Genomic DNA, 20,646 nt, shown 5'->3' with positions numbered 1-20,646 from the left:
CCCCCCGCGGCGGCGGTTTGTCCGGGAGCAGGGTGGCCTCCGCGCGGGGCCTGATCTGTCTGCCGGACAGCTGCTGACGCAGCTTCCGGCAGATTGCCGTGGTGGCTCTTCGCTTCGGCCGGGATGACAAGCGCCCGACTTTCATCGAGCGGAGATCGGACCCGGTTGCGCCGCCCCTCTCCCAACGGAAGAGCGAACCGGGCATGGTCACAGCGTGACCGAAACCCTTTCCCCCAAGACCGCCCGCCGCATCGCGCTTTCCGCGCAAGGTTTCGGCCGGACGCCCCCCGCGGCGCCCGGCCGAACGCACGTCCGGAACATCGTGCGCAAGCTGGGCGTGGTCCAGATCGACAGCGTCAACGTGGTGACGCGGACCCACTATCTGCCGGCCTTCTCCCGGCTCGGCGACTATCCGCGCGTGGCGCTGGAGGCGGAAGCCTGGGGTCCGCGCCGCAGCCTGTTCGAATACTGGGGCCACGAGGCGTCGCTGCTGCCGCTGGAGCTGCAGCCGCTGCTGCGCTGGCGCATGGCCCGGGCCGAGGCCGGTGAGATGTGGACCGGCCTGTCGCGGTTCGGGCGCGAGCGGCGCGACTACATCGACGGCGTGCTGAAGGAGATCGAGCAGCGCGGACCGGTCACCGGAGCCGACTTCAACGACGCGCCCAGGGGCGCGCCGGGCTGGTGGTCGTGGTCCGACGGCAAGCGGGCGCTGGAGTGGCTGTTCTGGGCCGGACTGATCACCACGAAGACGCGGCGCGGGTTCGAGCGCGTCTACGATCTGACCGAACGGGCCCTGCCCAAGCGGATCGTCGACCAGCCCACGCCCGACGAGGCGGATGCGCAGCGGGAGCTGGTGCGCATCTCGGCGCGCGCGCTCGGCTTGGCGACGGCGGCGGACCTGCGGGATTATTTCCGTTTGCCGCTGGCCGACGCGAGGGCGCGAGTGGCGGAGCTGGTCGAGGCGGGGGAGCTGACGGAGGCGGCGGTGAAGGGGTGGCGGGGCCCCGCTTATCTGGCGGCCAACGCCCGCAAACCGCGCAAGATCGCGAGCGCGGCCCTGCTGTCGCCGTTCGACAACCTGATCTGGACCCGCGACCGCACAGAGCGGCTGTTCGGAACGCGGGTGCGGCTGGAGATCTACACCCCGGCGCACAAGCGCACCCACGGCTACTACGTCCTGCCCTTCCTCGAGGACGAGGCGATCACGGCGCGGGTGGACCTCAAGTCCGACCGGCAGGCCGGTGTGCTGCGGGTGCAGGCGGCTTGGCGGGAGCCGGACGCGACGGCGGACTCGGCCTCGCGGCTGGCGGCGGAGCTTCGGAAGATGTCCGGATGGCTGGGGCTGGACGGGGTCGAAGTGGCGGGCAAGGGCGATCTGGCGGCGGCGCTGGAGTCGGCAGTCAGTTCGTGACGAGTTCGACTATGGATTTCGTGGGGATTTCGACCAGGCTGGCCGATCAGAGTCTGAAGATTTGTGCTGTTCTCCCTCCCCGTCCCTCCGTCATCCTCGGGCTTGACCCGAGGATCAGATGTCAGCGCAGGCTGTGCCACGGGAACGGCCCGGCGGGCGTGATCGAGCGGGCTTCGACGGAGCACCCGACGGTCTGATCCTCGGGTCAAGCCCGAGGATGACGGGGTGGTGTGGTTTCGTCGATGTGTGCGGGGCGACCCTCACACGTCGAATTTCACGCCCTGCGCCAGCGGCAGTTCGCGGCTGAAGTTCACGGTCTGGGTCTGGCGGCGCATATAGGTCTTCCACGCGTCCGAGCCGGACTCGCGGCCGCCGCCGGTGTCCTTCTCGCCGCCGAACGCCCCGCCGATTTCGGCGCCGGACGGGCCGATGTTGACGTTGGCGATGCCGCAGTCTGAGCCCCAGGCCGAGAGGAATTGCTCGGCCTCGCGGACGCTGTCGGTGAAGACGCAGGACGACAGGCCCTGCGGCACGGCGTTCTGCATCGCCACGGCCTCGTCGAAGTCGGACCAGGTCAGGACGTAGAGGATGGGGGCGAAGGTCTCGCGCCCGACCACGGGGGTCTGGGCGGGCATGCGGACGATGGCCGGACGGACGTAGACGCCCTCGCGGTCGAGAGCGTCGCCGCCGGTGACGATCTCGCCGCCCTGCTCCACGGCCTGCGCCAGCGCCGTCTCGAAGCTGCGGCGAGCGTCGGCGTCGATCAGCGGCCCGACCAGCACGCCGTCCTCGCGCGGATCGCCGACCGGCAGGGTCTCGTAAGCCTTTGAAAGACGGGCGATCAGGGCGTCGGCGATGCTCTCGTGGACCAGCAGGCGGCGCAGGCTGGTGCAGCGCTGGCCGCAGGTGCCGACGGCCGAGAAGGCGATGGCGCGCACGGCCATGTCGAGGTCGGCCGAAGGCGTCACGATCATGGCGTTGTTGCCGCCGAGCTCCAGCAGCGAGCGGCCGAGACGGGCGGCCACCGTCCGGGCCACGGCCCTGCCCATGCGGCTCGATCCGGTGGCGGAGACCAGCGGGATGCGGGGATCGGCGGCGAGCCGTTCTCCGACCTCCCGCCCGCCGATGACGACCTGCGACAGACCCTCCGGGGCCCCGTTTCCCGTTTCCCTGGCGAAGCGGGTGAGCGTGCGGTCGAAAATCGCCTGCGTCGCCAGGGCCGTCAGCGGCGTCTTCTCCGACGGCTTCCAGATCACAGGGTCCCCGCAGACCAGCGCCAGGCAGGCGTTCCACGCCCACACGGCGACGGGGAAGTTGAAGGCCGAGATCACCAGCACCGGCCCGAGCGGCTGCCAGGTCTCGCGCATGTGATGGCCGGGGCGCTCGCTGGCCAGCGTCAGGCCGTAGAGCTGGCGCGACAGGCCGACGGCGAAGTCGCAGATGTCGATCATCTCCTGGACCTCGCCGAGGCCCTCGGAGACGATCTTGCCAGCCTCGAGCGTGACCAGGCGGGCGAGGTCGGCTTTCGAGGCGCGCAGTTCCTCGCCGAGGAGGCGGACCAGTTCGCCACGGCGCGGAGCGGGCACGCGCTTCCACTGGTGGAAGGCGGTGACCGCAGCGGCGACAGCGGTTTCGATGGCGGCGGCGTCCGTCTCGGCCACGATCCCGCCGGTCGAACCGTCGACCGGCGAGCGCGTCGTCAGGCCGGCTTCGGCGAAGGCGGCGTCCGGCACGCCGAGGCGGCGCAGGATGGCGTGGCTTTCAGCGGCGGCGGTGGCGCGGACGGTCATGGGGCGGGGCTCCGGCAAGTCCGTGCGGCTTAGCCGGGCCGGGCGCAAAGAGAAAGGCCGCCCCGTCGCCGGAGCGGCCCCTCGTTGTTCGCGGCCGACTACCAGCGGCTGCGCCAGGCGACGCGCTGGAGCTGGTACTCGATGCGGTCCAGCCGGCGGTCCAGGTCATGATACTCGGCCCGGCTCAGCCCGTTGCGGGCGTAGCGGTATTCGAGCCGCTGGTAGTGGTTCATCTCGCGGGCCAGGTCGCGGGCCTCGAAGCGATGAACCCCGCCGCTCCAGGCGAGGCGGTCAATGTGCTGGGCAAGCACACGGGCGCGGTAGTGGAGGTCGCGCGGGGCGTAGCCGTAATCCCGGCGGCCGTGGCCGTAGCCGTAGCCGTAGCCGTCGCTGTAGCCGGGCGAGCCGAAGCTGAGGGTGACTCCGAAATTCTGGGCCAGCGCCGGGGTCGATACCATGACCGCGGACGCCGCCAGCACGGGAAGCAGGGCTTTCCTGATCATGGCGGTATTCATCGAGTGTCGTCCTTTCGAGTCCGGGACCATCCCGGCTGATGGACGCAGGGAACCATGCCGCGGCTGACAGGACCCTGAGGCGTTCGTTGTCCGGCAGTCAGGAACCGGCCGAAGGCCGGCGGGTTGTGTCGCCGAGCCGACAAACAGGAGAGTGGCCGATGAAAGTTCGCGACGTAATGAGCAAGGACGTGCAGGTGGCCCGCCCGGGCGACAGCCTGCAGGAGGTCGCGGCGCGGATGGCGAGCGGCGACTTCGGCTTCATGCCGGTGGCCGACGGAGATCGCCTGATCGGCACCATCACCGACCGTGACATCACGGTGCGCGCTGTCGCCGGCGGCGCCGCCTGCACGGCTCCGGTGGTGGAATACATCACCCGCGACCCCCATACGGTCCGGGCCGACGACGATCTGAAATCCGTGCTGGACGCGATGGGCGACAAGCAGATCCGCCGCCTGCCGGTGCTGGACAAGAACGACCGGCTGGTCGGCGTGGTGTCGCTGGGCGACCTGTCGACGCGGGTGAAGGAGAAATACGCGGGCGAGACGCTGGAGGACATCTCCCGTCCCTAGGACAGGCCGGGCGTTAACCCTTTCGCCAAACCACGTGTTCACCCGCGCCGGGGCATGCTCGCCGTTCACGACGGGAGACGCCGATGGCGCGCGCGCAGTTCCAGAAGGGTCAGAAGGTCTGGGTCGAATGTGTCGGCGCCTGGGCCCAGATCGAGAAGGTCCAGCCCGTCTGGGCCAAGGGCTTCGAAGAGCCCGTGCGGGTCACCTACGACGTCGGTCTGGGACGGGAGTTCCTGGGCCACGAGCTGCTGCTGCCGACCGAGGATCCCGCGGCCAACGCCGGTGAGAACTGGCGCCTGATGCGGGCCCGCAACAAGTGGCAGACGGCGGACGACACGCCGCATCACCCGTTCCCCGGCACCTATCCGGTGGTGGTCACCGACAAGGCCGACTGGGGCGGCTGGCGCGTGCCCGGCGCGGAATACGACCGCGACCCCGACCAGATCGAGTTTCAGGCCCGCCTGATCGCCGCCGCGCCCCGGCTGATGGCGCTGGCCGAGCGGATCGTCGCCGCGGTGGACGAAGCCCCGGAAGACGCGCCGCCCGAAATGCTGGTCATGGCCCGCGACGCGCGCACCGTGCTCAAGAGCATCACCGACGTGCTCGCGCCGCCGACCGAGGGCCGTCAGGCCCACAGCCCGTCACGCGCGGCCTGAGGTGAATTGATCCACCGGTCGGGGCAGGGAAGCCTCGACAGGAATCCGCGACGCAGCCTAGATTCGGCCATCGTCGCCGAATCGTCCGGGAGAGCGCCTTGCGGGGCAGTGAGCGCCGCATAACCCCGCAAGGACGGCGCGCCCAGGACCGGCGCAAGGGCCCGCCCGCATGGCTGCGGATCGCCATTCTCGCCGTCACCCTGGCTGTCGCCGCCTATGTGCTTCTGTTCGCTCGCGAAATGGCGCGGCCGGGCCAGGAGGCGGACGCCCTGCGCATGGTCGCGGTCGACCGCGAGGCGCGACTGCTGGCGCTGGAGATGGAGACCCGCATCGCGCCGGTCGAGGCCGCTGTCCGCGCCGCCGCGGCCCAGCCGCGCGGTCCCGCCGAAACCATCCGGCAAGCCCGCGCCGCCGCCCCGGAGAGCGCGTTCGCCGTGATCTCGGCGGGACAGGGCGTGACGGCCGTCGCCGGCGCCTCCCCCGCGGCCTTCGTGTCCACGCCGGGCAAGCCGCTGCTGGCCGCCGACGGCGCCGCCCTGCTGATCTCGCGGCCGCTGCCGGACGGAAGCCGGCTGGTCGGGCGCGCGCCCCTGCCCTCGCTGAGAACCACCGACGGCGTGGATCTGTGGCTGCTGTCGGGACCGCGCTCGCTGCTGGCCGGGGGATCGGGCGAGGAAGAGGCGCTGGCGCTGCAAGAGGCTCCGGCTGACGGGCGCGGACTGGGCGCGACCCTGACCGTCGCCGACGGTGCCGTGCGGCGGACGACGGTGGCGGTTGGAGACACCGGCGTGATCGCCGTCGCGTCCACCCCCGTCAGCATCGGGGCCGGCGCCCTGATGGACGACGCCTGGGTGCTGACAGCGCCGTTCATCATCGGCGTGCTGGTGCTTCTGCTGGCGAAGCTGCAGGAGCGCAAGCAGGTGGGCATCAGCCGTGAATGGGCGGCCTCCGAGCGCCGCTTCCGCGGGGCTGTCGAGGCGGCGCGATGCGGCGTCTGGGACTGGGACCTCGAGAGCGGCCAAATTCTGTTGTCCGACTACATGGCCGACCTGATGGGGCTGGAACGCACGGGCGCGGCTTCGGCGGACGAGATGATGGAGCGCATCCATCCGCGTTACCGCGCGGCCGTGGAACACGCCCTGCGACAGGCCGAGACTTTCGGAGCCTTCGAAGTCAGCTTCCCGGTTCCGGACGCGCAGGGCCGCGCGCGCTGGATCGACGCCCGCGGCCAGGCCCGGGGCGATCGCGGCGAGGACGGCTTCACCTCGATCCTCGGCATCGCGCTGGACACGACCGAGGCGCGGCGGGCGAAGGCGCACGCCCAGGCCGCCGAGGGGCGGCTGCGTGACGGCATCGAGAGCGTGTCGGACGCCTTCGTGCTGTTCGACCGCCACGGGCGGCTGATCCTGTCCAACCAGGCATTCGAGGACGCCTTCCGGTTCGAGCCGGGCGTGGTGCGCAAGGGCGCGCTCAAGGCCGATCTCAACCGCATCGCCGCCCTGGCGATCAAGTCGGAGCAGCCCGCCGCAGGCGGGCGGGCCGGAGCGCGGGAGGTCGAGCTGCACGACGGCCGCTGGCTACAGCTGGTCGAGCGATTCACCTCAGAGGGCGGCTCCGTGGTCTCGGCGGCCGATATCACCGCCATCAAGCAGAAGGAGGCCGAGCGCCAGCGCGCCACCGAACGGCTGCACGCCACCATCACCGAGTTGGAGGACCGCGAGGAGAAGCTGTCCCTGCTGGCGCGCAAGTACGAGATCGCCATGACGCGGGCCGAGGCGGCGAGCCAGGCCAAGTCGGAGTTTCTGGCCAATATGAGCCACGAACTGCGCACGCCGCTGAACGCCATCAACGGCTTCTCCGAGATCATGGCCGGAGAGATGTTCGGGCCCTTGGGCGATCCCCGGTACAAGGGCTACGCCGCCGACATCCTGCGCTCGGGCCAGCATCTGCTCAGTCTGATCAACGACATCCTCGACATGGCCAAGATCGAGGCCGGCAAGCTGACGCTGCACTATGAGGAAGTGTCGCTGAAGGAGATCGTCGACGACGCGGCGCGGCTGATGCGCGGGCGGGTCGAGGAGGCTGGTCTGAAGCTGCTGGTCGACACGCCGGACCTGCCGACCATTGAGGCCGACCATCGGGGCCTGAAGCAGGTGCTGCTCAACCTGCTGTCGAACGCCGTGAAATTCACGCCGGAAGGCGGGGACATCGTCGTGGCCGTGTCGCGCGAGGACGACGACCGGCTTCGTGTGGCGGTCACCGACACCGGCATCGGCATCGCCGCCGAAGACCTCGGCCGGCTGGCCCGACCGTTCGAACAGGTCGAGGGGCAGCATTCCAAGACCACGCAGGGGACGGGGCTGGGTCTGGCCCTCACCAAGTCCCTGATAGAGTTGCACGGCGGGACCCTGACGCTGGAAAGCGAGCCGGGGCGCGGCACCACGGTGAGTTTCGATCTGCCCGTCCGCCGGCCGAATCAGGCTGCGGCCAACCAGGCCGAGGCCGCCTGACGCCGGTCAGCCGCCGGAGCGCCCCGGATCGCGGGCCTTGCGTTCGCCCTTGTCGCGCACCACCGTCCGCCCCCGCCGGGTGAGGATTTCCGACAGGGCGGCGCGGTCGTCCGGCTCCAGCGTCGCCAACAGCGCCACCGCATCGGCCTCGATGCGGGCCCGGCCGCGAAGCTCCGCGGCGCGCGACTGCTCCAGCAGGGCGGACACCTCGGCCGGATCGAAGTCAGCAGAGCGGACGAGCGCCGTCGCCTGACGCCGCTTCGACCGCGTCTCCTCGAAATCGGGCCGGGCGGCGCGGGCCGAGGCGCGCAGGGCCTCGCGCACCTGATCACGCACCTCAGGGTCGAGCCCTTCGACGACGGTCATAAACGGGTGGGTTCGGGGCGAGCGGTGCTGGGACTCGATGCGGCGCTCGACGCCGGCGCGGCCGACGAGCAGCGTCGCTCCGGCCGCGACAGCGAACAGGTTCAGCGCCACCGAGGCGGCCAAGGCGATCTTGAGGGTCCTGGCGTTCACCCGAGCACCTCCGTGTCGTCGACGCCAAGCAGGGAGGCCTGGTACAGCACGGCGTCGGCCTGGGCGTCGGCGGTGACATGGCTGGTCAGCATCACGCCGGCCACGACGCCGGCGCAGGTCGCCACCGCCCAGCCGGCCCCGAAGGCCAGCGACAGCCGGTCGATCCAGACGCGGCCGGTGCGGCCGGCCTTGCCTCCGGCCGTGGCGGCGGCGGCCAGAACCCGGTCGCGCAGGGCCATCGACACCTGCGGCGTCGGCGAGCGATGCAGCAGGGCGTCGATCGCGTCGGCCTCGGCCATGGCCGGGCCGGCGATATCCGCATGCGCCGCGGCGAAGGCCTCGGCCGCCGCGCGTTCGCCTTCCGGCCAACGCCGGCGGTCGGCGCCGTAGGCGGCCACAAGGGCGAGGAAGCGTTCCGCCGTCATCCGTTCATACTCCTTCGCCGCCGGGCCGGTGCCCGGCCAGCGCCAGTCTCAACGCCCGCCGTCCGCGCGACAGCAGGCTTTCCAGAGCCTCGATGCTGATCTCCATCAGCGCCGCGGCCTCGATATTCGTCAGTTCCTGATAATGGCAAAGCACGATGGCCTCGCGCTGCCGATCGGGCAAGCGGGCCAGCGCCCCGTTGACCGCCGCGCCAACGTCGGCGGCGAGAAGGCCGCGATCGGGCGCCGGCCCCTCGTCGCGCCGGTCCGGCGGCAGGGCCGTCGGAATCTCCCGGCGACGCCTGAGCCGGTCGTAACAGAGGTTCAGGGCCACCCGATGCAGCCAGGTGTCGAACCTGGCCTTGCCGGTCACCCAGCGGGGCGCCTGCCGCCACGCCCGCAGCAGGACGTCCTGCGCGACGTCCTCGGCCTCGACGGCGTCCCCGAGCATGCGCTGGGCGAGCGCCAGCATGCGCGGCAGCTTGCGCGCCACCATGGTCTGGATGGCCGCGGGATCGCCCTGACCCACACGGCGCACCAGGTCCTCGTCGGGGTCGGCGAAAGACGCCATCCGGCCTCGTGCGAACGTTGCTGCAAGGCCGGTGAGGTCGAGGACCGCCGCGCCCGTCATCTGCTTACTCCGAAGGGGGCGCCGAAGGCGACGCCTGTTGCGCCAGGCGAGCGGCGCGGCGCTCCGCCCGCCGCTCGCGGCGGTCGGCGCGAACGGCACGGCGCTCCGCCGCCGCGACGAAGCCGTCGTTGTCGGCGTCCAGACGGGCGAAGGCGGCCTCGGCCCGGGCCTGGGCGGCTGCGATCACGACCGGCCCGCGATCGGCCCTGCGTCCGGCGCGCACGGCGCGCCGGTGCGGTCCGCGGTGAGCGCGGCGCGGCCCCCGCTCGGCCCGGGTTTCGGCGCGGTGCTCACCACGGGCGTCGAACTCGGCCTTGCTGATGACGCCGTCGTCGTCGGCGTCGAGCCGGTCGAAGCGCGTATCCGCACGCTGAGCCATGCGCGTCCGGGCGACGGCGCGCATTTCGTCGCGGGTAACGGAGCCGTCACGGTCGGCGTCCGCGGCGGCGAGGCGCTCGATGCGGCGGCCGACGAACTCGGCCTGGCTGAGGCGCCGGTCGCCGTCGGCGTCGGCTCGGATGCCGGGCGCATGCGGGCGATCCGGCGACTGCCGGGCGGAGGCGGCGCCGCCCGCGGCGAGGGTCAGAGCGGCCAGAGCGGCCGCTACGAGGGTCTTGTTCATCTCGATGGTCTCCATGGCCGCCCGACGCGGCCGCGTGTCCCTGTCTGAGAGTGAAACGGCGTTCGCGTCAGTCTCCGTCGCCGACCAGCGGCAGGGCGGCCTCGAAGGCGGCGCGGGCGGCGCGCCGCGCCTCCGCCAGCCCCGCCTTCAGCGCGTCGAAGCTTTCGAAGCCGGCCGCCTTGGCCAGCCGCTGCCGGAAACCTTCAGGCTCCTGGTCGGGATCGGGACGGTCGTCGAAGGCGGCGCCGAGAATCTGGCTGAGCGCCTGCTGCAGCCGCCAGGCCTCGGCCAGATCCGGGTCGTCGGCCAGCGCCTCGAGGGTCGAGACGGTCAGCGGCCCGCCCGCCCGGGCGCTGCGGAGCTGGCGCACCTGGGCGACGAACTCCGCATCGACCTGTCCGCCGGGCGCCAGCTTCACGTCCCAGTCGCCCTGCCCGGGCCGTTCCCGAGCCATCAGGTCGCGCATGCGCCGCGCGTCGGCGGCGAGCGCCACGCCCGGTCGCGGCCGACGCAGGATGCTCTCCAGCGTCGCCGCCGTGCGCGCGCCGAAGGCCGGGTCGTCGGTCCAGACCACGCGCGCCCGGGTCAGGGCCATGAACTCCCAGGTGTCGGCCTCGGTGGCGTAATAGTCCTCAACGGCGGAGAGGCGCAGCGACACCGGTCCCTTGGCCGCGCCGGGCCGCAGCCTCATGTCGACTTCGTACAGTCCGCCCTCTGCGGTGTGGGCCGAAAGGGCCGCGATCAGCCGCTGGGTGAAGCGCGAGTAGAACACCCCTGCGGCCCAGTGCCGGGCGTCCGACATGGCCTCGGCGGGCGCGTCATAGACGGTCATCAGGTCAAGGTCCGACGTCGCGGTCATCTCGCGCGAGCCGGCCTTGCCGAGCGCGACCACGGCCACCGCGCCGCCCGACAGGGTTCCGCCCTGGCGCATGGTCTCGGCCATGGCGGCGGGCGCGAGAGCCCCGAGGCAGGCGTCCGCAAGGGTGGTGTAGGCCCGTCCGGCCTCCTCCGGCCCGACCCGGCCGGTCAGGGTCTGGACGCCGATGCGGAACATCTGCTCGCGGTGGACCCGGCGCACGACGTTCATGGCGGTCTCGAAATCCGGCGCGGCGGCGGCCTCGGCGCCCATCTGATCGACGACGCCGGTGTCTTCCTCAATGCTGCGGGTGAAGCGGGCGTCCAGCATGCTGTCCAGCGCCGCAGGGTAGCGGCCCAGCGTGCGGGCCAGCCGCGGTGCGAAGGCCATGACTCCGACGACGAGGTCGAACAGCTTCGGCTGGGCGAGGAACAGCGCCTGGACCTGCACCCCGCCGCTCAGGCCCGAGAAGAACACGGCGAAGCGGCGGAAGGCGGCGTCGGCCGCGCCGGTGTCCGCCAGCGCCGTCAGCAGGCGGGGCGCGAGCCGGGTGAACAGCTCGCGGCCGCGCGCGGTCCGGGTGGCGGGGATGCGGCCGTGGTGCCAGCTCCGGATGGTCTCGGCGACCATGGCGGGATCGGAGAAGCCCATGCGGGCGAGGGTTTCGAGCGTCTCGGGGTCGTTCTCGACGCCGGTGAAGACCAGCGAGCCGTAGGGGGACGACAGCGCCTCCTCGCCCTCGAACAGTTCACCGTAGCGGCGGTTGACCCCGACGAGCAGGGCCTCGACCCGGGTGTCGAAGACGGCCAGATCGCCCTCCCCCGTCAGCGCCGCGACCCGGGCCCGGGCGGCCGGGTCGACGGGCAGGCTGTGGGTCTGCTCGTCCTCGAGCATCTGCACGCGGTGCTCGAGACCGCGCAGTTCGACATAGGCGGCGGTCAGATCTGCGCAGGCGTCGGGCTCGACATGGCCGGCGTCGCGAAGGGCCGCCAGGGCGTCGACCGTGCGCGGCTCGCGCAGGCCCGGATCGCGGCCGCCGAGGATCAGCTGCTGGGTCTGGGCGAAGAATTCGATCTCGCGGATGCCGCCGCGGCCGAGTTTCAGATTGGCGCCGGCTGCCTCGAGGCCCTCGCCGGTCTTGTGGACGTGAATCTGACGCTTGATCGACTGGATATCGAGGATGGCCGGGTAGTCGAGGCTGCGGCGCCAGATGAACGGCGTCAGCGCCTTCAGGAAGCCGCGCCCCGCCGCGACGTCGCCGAGCACGGGCCGGGCCTTGATGAAGGCGGCGCGCTCCCAGTTCTGGCCGACACTCTCGTAATAGGCCAGGGCCGTCGGGGCGGCGACCACCGGCGGCGTCGAGGAGGGATCGGGACGAAGGCGCAGGTCGACGCGGAAGACGTAGCCGTCGCCGGTCCGCTCCTGCATCAGCGCCGCCAACGCCTGGGCCAGCCGGTCCACGAACCGCTGCGGCTCCACGCCCTCCGCCAGCGCCGGGATCAGCCCCTCCGGCTCCCAGAACAGGCTGATGTCGATATCGGACGAGTAGTTGAGCTCGAACGCCCCGTGCTTGCCCATGGCGAGGCCGAACAGGCCGGGGACGGGGCCGCGCGGATCATCGGGGCCGCTGACCAGCTTGCCGCGCTCGCGCTGGTCGTCGGCGACCGCGCGCAAGGCGGCGTTGACCGAGGCGTCGGCGAAACGGCTAAGCGCGCCGGTGACCTGATCGAGATCCCAGACGCCGCCGAGATCGGCCAGGGCGGTCAGCAGGTGGAGTTCGCCCTTGAGCCTGCGCAACGGCGCGCGCAGGTCGTCGGCGCCGCCGGTCAAGGCTTCGGTGGCGGCGAGGACACGCCCCAGCCGTTCGTCCGGTCCCTCGGCCAGCAGGTCCCGCAGAAGCTCCGGCCAGCGCCGCGCGAGCCCGAACAGATAGGGTGACGCGGCGAATATCGGGGCCAGGGCGGACCAGGCGCCTTCCAGCAGCCCTGTCCAACCCTGCTCGCTCGCCGGGTCGGCCAGGCGCTCGAACGCTCTGGCGGCCGCGTTCGGGTCCACGACCGGCCCACACGGCTGCAGCGCCATCATGCACGCCACGTCATGTGCAGGAGCGGATAGGGCATTCCCAGGCCGTCCGTCGGCGAACGGCCCGTCCGCTGGAAGCCCAGCCGCTCGTAGAACCCCACCGCGCGGGCGTTCTGCTCGTTCACATCCACCGTCAGGGCGCCGTGAAGGGTTCGGGCGTGGGCGATCAGGGCCCGCCCCACGCCTGCGCCGTGCCGTGCCGGATCGACGAACAGCGCGTCCACATGCGCGCCGGTCAGGGCCATGAAGCCGACGGCCGTGTCCGTCTCGTCGACGTGAACCCAGGGACGGGAGGTCGCCAGCCAGTCCACGACGATCCCGTCGATGCGCGTCAGGTCGGAGGCCGAGACGAAGTCGTGCGTAGCGGCCACCGCCCGCCGCCAGATTTCGAGCGTGCGGGGGCCGTCCGCCGCCGTGGCCAGGCGGATCATCCCTCGGCCGCCGGCAGAACCAGTGCGACCCGCAGGCCGGGCCCGAAGCTGCCGTATTCGCCGGGCCCCTCGTCCAGCTGGACCCGCCCGCCATGGGCCTCGAGCACGGCGCCGACCAGCGACAGGCCGAGGCCGGAGCCGGGCTCGGTGCGGCTGTTGTCGAGGCGGACGAAGCGCTGGATGACCCGCTCGCGATCCGCCTCGGGCACGCCCGGACCGGTGTCGGTGACGGAGAACTCGATTTCGCCGGAACTGCGCCGACGGGCGCGCAGCATCACCGCACCGCCGGTCGGGGTGTATTTGATGGCGTTGTCGATGACGTTGGCGAGGGCCTGGGCGAGGAAGGGCCGGTTGGCCTCGACCATAAGGCCGCGCTCGATTTCGGCCGAGAACTCCAGCCCCTTGTCCTCGCTGGCCGGCTCGTAGAGTTCCGCCATGTCGACGGCGAGGTCGGCGGCGTCGAACAGCTGGGGATCGGGCGTGCGCCCCGCCGCCGCCTGCAGACGGGCGATGGCCAGCACGGTGTTGAAGGTCTTGAGCAGGTTGTCGGCCTCGTCCAGCGCCAGCTGCAGGGCGTCGACGCCATCGATCTTGCCCGCCTCGGCGTCGATCAGCGACACCTCAAGCTTGGCCCGCATGCGGGTCAGGGGCGATCGCAGGTCGTGGGCGATGGCGTCGCCGGCGTGGCGGATCGAGGCCATCGACGCCTCGAGCCGGTCGAGCATGGTGTTCAGGCCGGCCCCGAGCTCGTCCAGTTCGTCGCCGGAGTTGCGCACCGGGGCGCGCGCCTTGAGGTCGCCTTCCTGGACGGCCGTCACCACCCTGTTCAACCGGCCCATCGACCGTTCGAGATTGCGGCTGACCAGAATTCCGCCGGCGAGGCCGAGCAGCAGGACGATGCCCATGGCCCCCCACAGAGCCTGGGTCAGACGGGCGAGGTAGGCCTCGGTGTCGCCCAGGGACCGACCCACGAACAGCATCTCGCCGCCGGACAGCCGGACCTGGACGCCGCGGGCTTGGGGCCGGGTGACCCGCCCTTCCGCATCGGTTTCGGTCAGTGGGAAGGTGATCCAGTGACGGTCGCCCTGCATCGTCTCGATCGGCGACAGGGTGAGGCTGCCGGTCACGCGGCTGCCGTCCGGGTTCATCAGCAGGTAGACGAAGGCGCTGGGCGTCAGCGAGCGATCGATCAGGGCCCGGTTGAGTGCGTCCACGCCCCGGGCGTCGTAGATGCCGAGCAGCACCTGCATCTCGCCGCGCACCTCGCGCTCGGCGTTGACCCGCGCCTCGGCGGCCGAGGCGAAATAGACATAGGCGAGGATGGCGCTGGCGGCCGCCGCGAACAGGGCGAGGAACAGCAGCGTCAGCCGGAAAGGCGTGCGGCGAAGAAGGGACGGAAGCCGCATGAGGCTGGATCAGGCCTCCAGCCGGTACCCCGCGCCGCGCACGGTCTGCAGCATGGCGTGGTCGAAGCCCTTGTCGATCTTGGCCCGCAGCCGGCTGATGTGGACGTCGATGACGTTGGTCTGGGGGTCGAAATGATACTCCCAGACCTTTTCGAGCAGCATGGTGCGGGTGACCGACTGGCCGGCGTGGCGCATCAGGAACTCGAGCAGCTGGAATTCGCGCGGCTGCAGGTCGATCTCCTGGCCGCCGCGATGCACGGTCCGGGCGATCAGGTTCATCTCGAGATCGCCGACCTTGAGCATGGTGGCGACCGAGCCGGTCTCGCGGCGACGCGACAGGGCCTCGACGCGGGCGATCAGCTCGGAGAAGGCGTAGGGCTTGACCAGATAGTCATCGGCCCCGGCCTTGAGGCCCGCGACGCGGTCGTCGACCTCGCCCATGGCCGACAGGAACAGGACCGGGGTCTGGTCGCCGTCCTTGCGCAGGGTCTCGACCATGCCGATGCCGTCGAGCCGGGGCATCATGCGGTCGACGACATAGACGTCGTAGCCGCCCTTCTGGGCTTCCAGCAGACCGAAGGCGCCGTCGACGGCGTGGGTCGGCTCGTGACCGGCCTCGGTCAGCCCGCGGACCATGGCGGTCGCGGCCTCGGCGTCGTCCTCGACCACCAGAATACGCATGGAAAGACCCCTCCGGATGCAGAATCGCCGCCGATGGTAGCGCATCGGCGGCGATGGGGGCAGTTAAGGCTTATTCAGGATCGGGACGGTCATTCCGCGTCCGCGAACTCCAGCAACACCGGCACCCGCGTCGCGCTGCCCGCCTGGATGACGAACAGCACCACGCCCGACCGTCCGGCAGCCCGTACTGCCTCTACGGCGGCGCGAAGCTCGCCCGCAGAGGAGACCGAACGTCTGTCCGCGTGGGTGATCAACATCCCCGGGCTGAGGCCCAGCCGAGCGGCGGGGGTGCCCCGCGCCACTGCGGTAATCACCACACCGGTTGCTGTAGACGGGAAGCGGTAGCGCTGGCGAAGCGTTGGGGTCAGCGACGTAACGCTGACACCTTCGATCGGAGCGCCGTCAGCTCCTGCCGAAGGGCCTTCGCCGAGCCCGTCGGCATTCGAGCCGAGAAGCCCTTGGCGCAACTGCTCTTCCGACGGACGGACCCCCGCCCGGACGTTCGCCGTGACGCGCCGGCCGTCCCGACTGATATCGAGACGGATGTTGGAGCCCGGACTCACGGCCGCGACTACGCGGGTAGCCTCAGTGCTGTCCTCGACCGGCTCGCCATTCACGGCCGTGATCACGTCGCCGATTTCCACCCCGGCGCGGTCAGCGGGACCTCCGGGCGTGACCTCGGTGACCAAGGCGCCCTCGGTGCCGCGCGGCAAGCCATAGGCCTCCCACATCGCGGCACGCGGGGTCGTGAGCGTCAGACCGACGTATCCGCGCTTGATCTCGCCGTCACGGATCAGGCGCTCGGTGATCGGCTTGGCCACGGAGGCCGGGATGGCGAAGCCGATCCCGACCGAGCCTCCCGTCTGGGTGTAGATCGCCGAATTAACCCCGATCACGCGGCCGTAGATGTCGAACGTCGGGCCGCCGGAGTTCCCGGTGTTGATCGCGGCGTCGATCTGCAGGAAATCGACGTAACCCGCGTTGGAGTCGGGATCGATGTTCTGCCGACCGAGGCCCGATACGATGCCCGCCGTGGCGGTGCCCCCGAGGCCGAACGGGTTACCGACGGCAATGACCCAGTCGCCGACCCGCGGCTGGGCCTTCTCCTCGAAGGAGACGAACGGGAAGTCCGTACCTTCGACCTTGATCACCGCGAGGTCCGTAGCGGGATCGCGTCCCACGACCTCGGCCTTGAGTTCGCGTTCATCGGCGAGCACCACGGTGATCTCGACAGCGTCGGCGACGACGTGATTGTTGGTGACGATGTAGCCGTCGCGGGAAATGAAGAAGCCCGAACCAGCTCCGAGAGCGGTGCGGCCATCGCCCTCCTCTCCGCCCTCTTCTCCTTCGGGTACGGGGATGGCAAACGGGAGCCCCGGAACGCGGATGGTCGAAGGTGCGCTGACGCGCGACTCCACATTGATCTGCACCACCGCCGGCGCGACCTGCTGGAAGATATCCGCGAAGCTGAGCGGCGCACCCTGCGGGGGCGCGAAGAGGCCGCCGGGGCCGGCGTTCGGCGCCAGTCGGCCGGACATGCCCGCGACGGGACCCGCATTGGCGGTCGGCCAGTCGATGACGCCGCCGGCGGTGGCGCCGGCCGCGAGAACCAGGCCGAACGTGGCCCCCAGCATGAATTCCTTACGCTTCATCATCGGGTTTCGTACGATCCTTTCATCGGACGGCAAGCGCCCGGTCAGTCCGTCAATATAGGACGGCGGCTCCCGTCGCCAACGCTGTGACACGCGGATGGGTCCGTCCGGACCTCAGTCGTCAGACGGCTTTGCGTCAGGATCACGGCGAAGGTGGGCCTCCGAGATGATATCCGCCAGCCGCGCCTCCTCCACGGCCGTCAGCGGCTCGATCTCGGTGCGAGGGCGGCGGGACCGGAACAGGAGGAGCGCCAGAATCCCGGTCAGCAGCGCCACCGGGCCGAACCACAGCAGCCACGTCCCCGACCGGACGGGGGGCTGGAAGAGCACGAAATCCCCGTAGCGCCGGACCAGATCCTGCTCGATCTCGGCGTCCGAACGGCCGGCGGCGACCTGTTCGCGGACCAGCTGGCGCATGTCGGCGGCGATGACGGCGGGGCTGTCGGCGATGGCCTCGTGCTGGCAGACGACGCAGCGGATGCCGTCGAACAGGGCCTGGGCCCGGGCTTCCTGCGCCCCGTCGGGCAGCGGCCGGTCGGGCGCGGGCGGCGGCTCCTGGGCGACCACGGGGGGGCCGATCAGGCCCAGGGCGGCGACAGCGATCAGCAGGGCGCGCCTCATGCCGCCACCTTCCGCTGACCGACGCCGAGCCGCAGCCGCCGGTCCATCAGCGACAGCACCCCGCCAAGGGCCATGATGGCCGGGCCGAGAAAGATCAGTCGCGCCCAGGGATTCCACCAAACGCGGACGTTCCAGGCCGGCGCTCCGGTCGCGGACTGGCCGCGCTCGCCCAGCACCACATAGACGTCGTCGAGGCCGCGGAAGTCGAGGCCGACCTCGGTGGTGGTCTGGCCGCCGGCGGGAAAGAAGCGGCGCTCGGCGGTGATCTGGCGCGGCGCGGCGCCGGAGCGGAGGGTGACGGTCAGCAGGCCCCGCTCGGCCAGATAGTTGGGGCCCTCGACCACGCGCACGTCGTCGAGCCGCACCGCCCATGGGCCGGCCTCGACCACTTCGCCGATGGCGACCGGACGGGCCGCCTCGGCGCGGTAGCCGGTCTCGACCACCGCCCCGAGCACGAACACGCCGAGCCCGGCGTGGGCGAGGGTCGTGCCCCAGGCGCCGAGCGGCAGCCCCTTGGCGCGGCGCAGACTCTCGGCGAGGGGGGAGCGGAACAGGCGGACGCGCTCGGCGGTCTCGGCCAGGGCGCCGACGATCAGCCACGCGCTGAGGCCAATTCCGGCGGCGGAGAGCGCCTTGCGAGGCTCGAACATCAGCCAGCCGGCGAGGGCCAGCAGAAGGGCCAGCCCGGCGGCGACCGCCAGCCGCTGCAGGACACCCGGCAGATCGCCACGCTTCCACGCCAGCAGCGGCCCGGCGGGCAGGATCAGAAGGGCGACGGCCATCAGCGGCACGAAGGTCAGGGCGAAATAGGGCGGGCCGACCGAGATGGTCGAGCCGTTCGCCGCCTCCAGGATCAGCGGATAGAGGGTGCCGAGCAGGACGGTGGCGCAGGCGGCGGTGAGGAACAGGTTGTTGAGCACCAGCGCCCCTTCCCGGCTGACCGGAGCGAAGATGCCGCCGCCCTTCAGTTGCGGCGCCCGCCACGCGAACAGGCCGAACGCCAGCCCGCCGGTGAGGCCGAGGATGGCCAGCAGCATCATTCCGCGCTCGGGGTCGACGGCGAAGGCGTGGACGCTGGTCAGGACGCCCGAGCGGACGAGGAAGGCGCCCAGCATGGAGAAGGTGAAGGCCGCCAACGCGAGGAAGGTGGTCCAGCCCGCCAGCGCTCCACGCCGCTCGGTGACCACGGCGGAGTGCAGCAGGGCCGCGCCGGCCAGCCACGGCATGAAGCTGGCGTTCTCGACGGGATCCCAGAACCACCAGCCGCCCCAGCCCAGTTCGTAATAGGCCCAGAAGGCGCCCAGCGTAATGCCGACGGTCAGGAAGGCCCAGCTGGCCAAGGCCCACGGCCTGACCCAGCGGCCCCAAGCCGGCCAGAAGGCGGCGTTGGCCCGTCCCTCGACCAGGGCCGCGACAGCCAGCGAGAAGCAGACCGAGAAGCCGACGTAGCCGGCGTAGAGCAGCGGCGGATGGAAGGCGAGCGCGGGATCCTGCAGCAGAGGGTTCAGCGACGCGCCCTGAAACGGAGCCGGGTCCAGACGGGCGAACGGATTGGAGGTGAAGACGGCGAAGGCGAGGAACAGCACGCCGAGAAGGCCTTGCGTCGCCACGGCCGAGGTCTTGAGCCCGAACGGCAGGTTCCGGGCCCGGGCGAGCAGCGCGCCGAAGCCGGTCAGGACGAGGCACCACAGCACCAGAGAGCCTTCGTGGCTGCCCCAGGCGCCGGCCACCTTGTAGAGCATCGGCTTGTCGGTGTGGCTGTTGGCGGCCACGTTGGCGACCGAGAAGTCGGACACCGAGAAGGCGTGAATCAGGGCCGCGAACGCGACGGCGACGGCTAGCGCCGAGCCGATCGCCGCCCCGGCCGCCGCACCGGCCAGCACCGGGCTCCGGCGCAGGCGTCCAGCTACGGCAAGGGCGGTCTGCAAGGCCGCCAGCCCGAGGGCGAGAATCAGGGCGAAGGCGCCCGTTTCAACGATCACGGCGCGGTCGCGGAAGCGGCGGGGCGCCACTCGCCCTTGGCCTTGAGGCGGTCGGCGACCTCGCGCGGCATGTAGGTCTCGTCGTGCTTGGCGAGCACCTGGGTGGCGCGGAAGCTGCGATCGGGCAGGAAGGCCCCCTGGGCCACCACGCCCTGCCCTTCGGCGAACAGGTCCGGGAGGTCGCCGCGGTAGACCACGCGGGTGGTCGCGACGTTGTCGGTGACGGCGAACGCCACCTGGCCCGAGCCGTCCCGCACCACGCTGCCGGTTTCGACCAGCCCGCCCAGCCGCACCACGCGGCCCGCGGGCGCGTTCTCGGGCGTGGCCTCGGAGGGCGAGAAGAAGAAGGTCACGCTGTCGCGCATCGCATACAGCGAGAGCGCCACGGCCAGCGCCAGCACCGGCGCCACGGCGGCCACGACCCAGAGGCGACGGCGGGCCTTGGGGGATTTCGGCAGCCAGCTCAAGACCCGGCTCCCGCCAGCCGCGCCTGCAGGTCGGCGCGGGCCGGGTCGCGCGGGTCCATGGCGGCGATCAGGGGCGACCACATCTCGCGGGCCCGCGCCGCGTCGCCCCGCGTCAGGGCCGCGTCGCCGAGGAAATAGCGGGCGGAACCCTGACCAGGGTCGAGCTCGAGCGCCCGGAGGAAGGCGGCTTCCGCGTCGGCGCCGACCGAGCCGCCGTTCGCCCGCACGAGGCCCTGTCCCAGCCGGGTCCAGCCAGCGGCGTCATCCGGCCGCAGCGCCACGGCCCGGCGGAAGGCGGAGACGGCGCCGATGGGGTCCCCGGCCTCGGACCGGGCGACGCCCAGCATGGTCAGGGCTTGATGATCGTCGGGACGCTTCTCCACCTCGCGCGCGACCACGGCGGCGATCTGCGGCGGCTGCAGCGTGTCCAGCCGGGTCGCCCATTCGTCGACCCGCCGTTCGTAGGGCTGATCGGGCCGTCCGGAGCCGCCGACCATCATATACAACCCGACCGTCGCGGCGACGGCGGCGAAGATCCCGCCCAGCACCCAGACGCGGTCCTGCGGTCCGGAGAGGACGGGCGCCGTCTCGCGCTGCGCGGACAGGATGCGGCGGCCGGCCTCGGCCCGGGCGGCGGCCCAGCCGGCCTCATCCAGCAGGCCGCGGGCCTTCAGGCGGTCCAGCTCGGCGAGTTCGGCCGAAGCGGCCGCGGGGGTCACGAGCTCGCCCCCGTCCGCGCCGCGACGCGCTCCGGCCAGAACCAGCAGGCCGGCGAGCGCGGCCAGCAGGGCCGTCATGATCCAGAACATCGTCATCGCCGCGCGAT

The 20,646-nt window shown here is 71.6% G+C and carries 19 protein-coding genes; 4 read left to right on the top strand and 15 right to left on the bottom strand.

Annotated elements, in window-relative coordinates:
* The first annotated feature begins 214 nt into the window (after window positions 1-214).
* The gene (locus VEC04_RS10650; RefSeq protein ID WP_324776623.1) at window positions 215-1,411 is read left to right on the top strand and encodes a winged helix-turn-helix domain-containing protein; all 1,197 of its coding nucleotides are present in this window, start codon (window positions 215-217) and stop codon (window positions 1,409-1,411) included.
* A gap of 260 nt (window positions 1,412-1,671) precedes the next feature.
* Here VEC04_RS10650 and VEC04_RS10645 read toward each other — a convergent pair whose 3' ends face one another.
* The gene (locus VEC04_RS10645) at window positions 1,672-3,201 is read right to left on the bottom strand and encodes an aldehyde dehydrogenase family protein (RefSeq protein ID WP_324776621.1); all 1,530 of its coding nucleotides are present in this window, start codon (window positions 3,199-3,201) and stop codon (window positions 1,672-1,674) included.
* Window positions 3,202-3,299: 98 nt separating this feature from the next.
* Complete coding sequence (locus VEC04_RS10640) at window positions 3,300-3,704, bottom strand: hypothetical protein (RefSeq protein WP_324776619.1); 405 nt, start codon at window positions 3,702-3,704, stop codon at window positions 3,300-3,302.
* 170 nt (window positions 3,705-3,874) lie between these two features.
* Between VEC04_RS10640 and VEC04_RS10635 the strand changes: the two genes are divergently transcribed.
* The 3 genes from VEC04_RS10635 (at window position 3,875) to VEC04_RS10625 (ending at window position 7,451) form a co-directional block, all read left to right on the top strand.
* Window positions 3,875-4,285, top strand: coding sequence for a CBS domain-containing protein (locus tag VEC04_RS10635; protein WP_324776618.1), 411 nt, complete (start codon window positions 3,875-3,877; stop codon window positions 4,283-4,285).
* An 83-nt stretch (window positions 4,286-4,368) separates the two neighbouring features.
* Complete coding sequence (locus VEC04_RS10630) at window positions 4,369-4,941, top strand: hypothetical protein (protein ID WP_324776616.1); 573 nt, start codon at window positions 4,369-4,371, stop codon at window positions 4,939-4,941.
* A gap of 98 nt (window positions 4,942-5,039) precedes the next feature.
* Complete coding sequence (locus VEC04_RS10625; RefSeq protein WP_324776614.1) at window positions 5,040-7,451, top strand: sensor histidine kinase; 2,412 nt, start codon at window positions 5,040-5,042, stop codon at window positions 7,449-7,451.
* Between the two features lie 6 nt (window positions 7,452-7,457).
* Here the strand turns inward: VEC04_RS10625 and VEC04_RS10620 are convergent, their stop codons facing one another.
* The 13 genes from VEC04_RS10620 to ccmI all read right to left on the bottom strand — a co-directional run bounded on the left by VEC04_RS10620 (window position 7,458) and on the right by ccmI (window position 20,635).
* Entirely contained in the window at window positions 7,458-7,967 is a 510-nt protein-coding gene (locus VEC04_RS10620; RefSeq protein WP_324776612.1) for a periplasmic heavy metal sensor, read from the bottom strand.
* Window positions 7,964-8,392 (bottom strand): hypothetical protein, encoded by a 429-nt coding sequence (locus VEC04_RS10615; protein WP_324776609.1) that lies wholly within the window; start codon window positions 8,390-8,392, stop codon window positions 7,964-7,966. The genes VEC04_RS10620 and VEC04_RS10615 overlap by 4 nt, the downstream gene beginning before the upstream one ends.
* 4 nt (window positions 8,393-8,396) lie before the next feature.
* Window positions 8,397-8,960 (bottom strand): RNA polymerase sigma factor, encoded by a 564-nt coding sequence (locus VEC04_RS10610; protein WP_324776686.1) that lies wholly within the window; start codon window positions 8,958-8,960, stop codon window positions 8,397-8,399.
* A 64-nt stretch (window positions 8,961-9,024) separates the two neighbouring features.
* A complete protein-coding gene (locus VEC04_RS10605; protein ID WP_324776607.1) occupies window positions 9,025-9,642 on the bottom strand; it encodes an EF-hand domain-containing protein in 618 nt (205 codons plus the stop codon).
* A 67-nt stretch (window positions 9,643-9,709) separates the two neighbouring features.
* On the bottom strand, window positions 9,710-12,580 hold the full coding sequence (locus tag VEC04_RS10600) for a bifunctional [glutamine synthetase] adenylyltransferase/[glutamine synthetase]-adenylyl-L-tyrosine phosphorylase (protein WP_324776605.1): 2,871 nt from the start codon (window positions 12,578-12,580) through the stop codon (window positions 9,710-9,712).
* Window positions 12,580-13,011, bottom strand: a complete 432-nt coding sequence (locus tag VEC04_RS10595) for an acetyltransferase (protein WP_324776603.1) — start codon at window positions 13,009-13,011, stop codon at window positions 12,580-12,582. The genes VEC04_RS10600 and VEC04_RS10595 overlap by 1 nt, the downstream gene beginning before the upstream one ends.
* The gene (locus VEC04_RS10590) at window positions 13,008-14,417 is read right to left on the bottom strand and encodes a HAMP domain-containing sensor histidine kinase (RefSeq protein WP_324776601.1); all 1,410 of its coding nucleotides are present in this window, start codon (window positions 14,415-14,417) and stop codon (window positions 13,008-13,010) included. The genes VEC04_RS10595 and VEC04_RS10590 overlap by 4 nt, the downstream gene beginning before the upstream one ends.
* Before the next feature lie 9 nt (window positions 14,418-14,426).
* Complete coding sequence (locus VEC04_RS10585; protein WP_324776599.1) at window positions 14,427-15,098, bottom strand: response regulator transcription factor; 672 nt, start codon at window positions 15,096-15,098, stop codon at window positions 14,427-14,429.
* A gap of 89 nt (window positions 15,099-15,187) precedes the next feature.
* On the bottom strand, window positions 15,188-16,750 hold the full coding sequence (locus VEC04_RS10580; RefSeq protein ID WP_324776597.1) for a trypsin-like peptidase domain-containing protein: 1,563 nt from the start codon (window positions 16,748-16,750) through the stop codon (window positions 15,188-15,190).
* A 114-nt stretch (window positions 16,751-16,864) separates the two neighbouring features.
* A complete protein-coding gene (locus VEC04_RS10575) occupies window positions 16,865-17,371 on the bottom strand; it encodes a cytochrome c-type biogenesis protein (RefSeq protein ID WP_324776595.1) in 507 nt (168 codons plus the stop codon).
* Window positions 17,368-19,353 carry a heme lyase CcmF/NrfE family subunit gene (locus VEC04_RS10570; protein ID WP_324776593.1) on the bottom strand — a complete coding sequence of 662 codons (1,986 nt, stop codon included), beginning with the start codon at window positions 19,351-19,353 and terminating at the stop codon, window positions 17,368-17,370. The genes VEC04_RS10575 and VEC04_RS10570 overlap by 4 nt, the downstream gene beginning before the upstream one ends.
* A complete protein-coding gene (gene ccmE / locus VEC04_RS10565; RefSeq protein ID WP_324776591.1) occupies window positions 19,350-19,820 on the bottom strand; it encodes a cytochrome c maturation protein CcmE in 471 nt (156 codons plus the stop codon). The genes VEC04_RS10570 and ccmE overlap by 4 nt, the downstream gene beginning before the upstream one ends.
* Window positions 19,817-20,635, bottom strand: coding sequence for a c-type cytochrome biogenesis protein CcmI (gene ccmI / locus VEC04_RS10560; RefSeq protein ID WP_324776589.1), 819 nt, complete (start codon window positions 20,633-20,635; stop codon window positions 19,817-19,819). Before ccmI ends, ccmE begins: the two co-directional genes overlap by 4 nt.
* Between the last annotated feature and the right edge of the window lie 11 nt (window positions 20,636-20,646).

The sequence above is a fragment of the Brevundimonas sp. genome (genome assembly GCF_035626535.1).
Taxonomy (GTDB): Bacteria; Pseudomonadota; Alphaproteobacteria; order Caulobacterales; family Caulobacteraceae; genus Brevundimonas.
The sequence above is the reverse complement of the archived record's forward strand: the minus strand, read 5'-3'. Positions and strand labels throughout refer to the sequence as shown.

What these genes read in the sequence shown, in the direction of transcription:
- VEC04_RS10610 (WP_324776686.1), bottom strand. Translation starts at nt 8,960, where the DNA reads ATGGCGTCTTTCGCCGACCCCGACGAGGACCTGGTGCGCCGTGTGGGT.
- VEC04_RS10645 (WP_324776621.1), bottom strand. Translation starts at nt 3,201, where the DNA reads ATGACCGTCCGCGCCACCGCCGCCGCTGAAAGCCACGCCATCCTGCGC.
- VEC04_RS10635 (WP_324776618.1), top strand. Translation starts at nt 3,875, where the DNA reads ATGAAAGTTCGCGACGTAATGAGCAAGGACGTGCAGGTGGCCCGCCCG.
- VEC04_RS10580 (WP_324776597.1), bottom strand. Translation starts at nt 16,750, where the DNA reads ATGAAGCGTAAGGAATTCATGCTGGGGGCCACGTTCGGCCTGGTTCTC.
- VEC04_RS10615 (WP_324776609.1), bottom strand. Translation starts at nt 8,392, where the DNA reads ATGACGGCGGAACGCTTCCTCGCCCTTGTGGCCGCCTACGGCGCCGAC.
- VEC04_RS10590 (WP_324776601.1), bottom strand. Translation starts at nt 14,417, where the DNA reads ATGCGGCTTCCGTCCCTTCTTCGCCGCACGCCTTTCCGGCTGACGCTG.
- VEC04_RS10585 (WP_324776599.1), bottom strand. Translation starts at nt 15,098, where the DNA reads ATGCGTATTCTGGTGGTCGAGGACGACGCCGAGGCCGCGACCGCCATG.
- ccmI (WP_324776589.1), bottom strand. Translation starts at nt 20,635, where the DNA reads ATGACGATGTTCTGGATCATGACGGCCCTGCTGGCCGCGCTCGCCGGC.
- VEC04_RS10605 (WP_324776607.1), bottom strand. Translation starts at nt 9,642, where the DNA reads ATGAACAAGACCCTCGTAGCGGCCGCTCTGGCCGCTCTGACCCTCGCC.
- VEC04_RS10640 (WP_324776619.1), bottom strand. Translation starts at nt 3,704, where the DNA reads ATGATCAGGAAAGCCCTGCTTCCCGTGCTGGCGGCGTCCGCGGTCATG.
- VEC04_RS10575 (WP_324776595.1), bottom strand. Translation starts at nt 17,371, where the DNA reads ATGAGGCGCGCCCTGCTGATCGCTGTCGCCGCCCTGGGCCTGATCGGC.
- VEC04_RS10595 (WP_324776603.1), bottom strand. Translation starts at nt 13,011, where the DNA reads ATGATCCGCCTGGCCACGGCGGCGGACGGCCCCCGCACGCTCGAAATC.
- VEC04_RS10630 (WP_324776616.1), top strand. Translation starts at nt 4,369, where the DNA reads ATGGCGCGCGCGCAGTTCCAGAAGGGTCAGAAGGTCTGGGTCGAATGT.
- VEC04_RS10600 (WP_324776605.1), bottom strand. Translation starts at nt 12,580, where the DNA reads ATGGCGCTGCAGCCGTGTGGGCCGGTCGTGGACCCGAACGCGGCCGCC.